The sequence below is a fragment of the Microbacterium sp. C448 genome, assembly GCF_000582705.2.
GTDB classification, from domain to species: Bacteria; Actinomycetota; Actinomycetes; order Actinomycetales; family Microbacteriaceae; genus Microbacterium; species Microbacterium lacus_A.
In genome coordinates, this window is sequence record NZ_HG779625.1 from 1 (window position 1) to 2,499 (window position 2,499).

The 2,499-nt window shown below is 67.4% G+C and carries 1 protein-coding gene; it reads right to left on the reverse strand.

Annotated features, from left to right (window positions below; all coding sequences use genetic code 11):
* Positions 1-202 precede the first annotated feature (202 nt).
* A partial coding sequence (gene infB / locus MIC448_RS04380) for a translation initiation factor IF-2 (protein ID WP_036296559.1) occupies positions 203-2,499 on the reverse strand: 2,297 nt, incomplete at its 5' end.

Here is a 2,499-nt window from a genome sequence, read left to right on the forward strand (position 1 = left end):
GTTCCGCAAGGACCACCTTGATCCGGTCCGCGAGCCGTGCTGCTCTCTCACTGCCCATGTTCCTGCTTCTTTCTTAGTTCCCCGCCAGCGACCCGGCGGAGAGTGGTGTGAGTCGGACGCGGATGTCGTCGGCGGAGGAATCGGGGTAGGGGCCCCGCTCTTCCACAGCCGACGACATCCGCGTCCGCGACCCGAGATCAGATCAGCCGCGCGGCTTCTCCACCATTTCGGTCGTCTCGATTTCGTCACCGATCTGGATGTCGTTGAACTTGCCGAGCCCGATACCGGCCTCGTAGTCCGTACGCACCTCGGTGACGTCGTCCTTGAAGCGACGCAGCGACTCGATGGCGAGACCATCGGCGATGACGACGCCGTCGCGGATGACGCGGGCCTTGGCGTTTCGCGTGATGGTTCCGCTGCGGACGATGACACCGGCGATGTTTCCGAACTTGGAAGAGCGGAACACCTCGCGGATCTCGGCCACACCCGACTGCTTCTCTTCGAACTCCGGCTTGAGCATGCCCGTGAGGGACTGCTCAACGTCGTCGATCGCGTTGTAGATGACGGAGTAGAACCGGACGTCCACGCCCTCGCGCGCGGCACGCTCACGTGCCTTCGGGTCGGGGCGGACGTTGAAGCCGATGACGATCGCGTTATCGATCGTCGCCAGGTTGATGTCGGACTCCGTGACGGCTCCGACACCACGGTGGATGATGCGCAACTGCACCGAGTCGTCGACCTCGATCTTGAGGAGCGACTCTTCGAGGGCCTCGACGGCACCCGAGACGTCACCCTTGATGATGAGGTTGAGCGATTCGACCTTGCCCTCTTGCAGGGCTCGGGTGAAGTCCTCGAGCGAGATGCGCTTGCGCGCCTTCGCCAGAGCGGCGTTGCGCTCGGCAGCCTCACGCTTTTCAGCGATCTGGCGGGCCAGGCGATCCTCTTCCGTGACGATGAACGTGTCACCGGCGCGGGGCACCGAGTTCAGACCCTGAACCTGCACGGGACGCGAGGGGTAGGCCTCGAGCACGGGCTCGCCGTTCTCGTCCGCCATCGCACGCACACGGCCATAGGCCGTGCCCGCCACGATCGCATCTCCTACCCGGAGCGTTCCGGACTGGATGAGGACGGTGGCGACCGAACCGCGACCCTTGTCGAGCTTCGCTTCGATCGCGACACCACGGGCGGCCTTGTTCGGGTTGGCCGTGAGGTCGAGCCCGGCGTCCGCCGTGAGCAGCACAGCGTCGAGCAACGCCTGGATGTTCTTGCCGTCACGGGCCGAGACATCCACGAACTGCACGTCTCCGCCGTACTCCTCGGCGACGAGACCGTATTCGGTGAGCTGCTGACGCACCTTGGCCGGGTTGGCGTCGGGCTTGTCGATCTTGTTGACCGCGACCACGATCGGAACGCCGGCGGCCTGGGCGTGGTTGAGCGCCTCGACCGTCTGCGGCATGATGCCGTCGTCGGCCGCGACCACGAGGATCGCGATGTCGGTCACCTGCGCACCACGTGCGCGCATGGCGGTGAACGCCTCGTGACCCGGGGTGTCGATGAAGGTGATGGCGCGCTCGATGCCATCGTGCTCGGTCCACACCTGGTAGGCACCGATGTGCTGCGTGATGCCGCCCGCCTCGCCGGCGACGACGTTGGCGTTACGGATCGCGTCGAGCAGTCGGGTCTTACCGTGGTCGACGTGACCCATGACGGTGACCACGGGGGGACGGATCTCGAGGTCATCCTCGTTCTCGTCCTCGAGCTCCTGATCGAGGTCGAGACCGAAGCTCTCGAGGAGCTCCTTGTCTTCATCCTCGGGAGAGACCATCTGGATCTTGTAGCCCAGCTCGGCACCCAGGACCTCGAACGTGGCCTCGTCGAGCGACTCGGTTGCGGTCGCCATCTCACCCAGGTTGAACAGGATGGTGACGAGCGTGCCGGGCTGCACGGTGTAGCCGGTGATGTTCTCGATCTTGTCGGCGAAGTCCGAGATGGATGCGCCGCGACGCATCCGGATGATCTCGCCGTTACCGCGCGAGACGTTGACGCCACCGACGACCGGGGCATCCCTCATCTCGAATTCCTGGCGCTTGGCCCTGCGCGACTTACGCTGCTTGGACTTGCCGCCGCCCTTGCCGAACGCGCCGGCCGTGCCACCACCGGGGCCACGGCCGCGACCGCCGCCACCACCGGGACGACCGGGGAAGCCACCGCCGGGTGCACCGCCTCCGGGAGCACCGGGTCGGAACCCTCCGCCACCAGCACCTCCGGGACGACCGGGACCGCCGGGACGCTGCTGGAACGGTGCGCCACCCGGACGACCGGGACCGCCGGGACGACCGGGACCGCCGGGTCGAGGCGCGCCGAGACGCGGGGCGCCCGGGCGCGGCGCCTGCGGGCGCGGGATGTTGCCGGGCGTCGGGGACGGGCGCTGCCCCATGCCCTGCGCGCTGGCGAAGGGGTTGTTGCCCGGGCGCGGACCGGCGGGCCGCTGCCCCATGC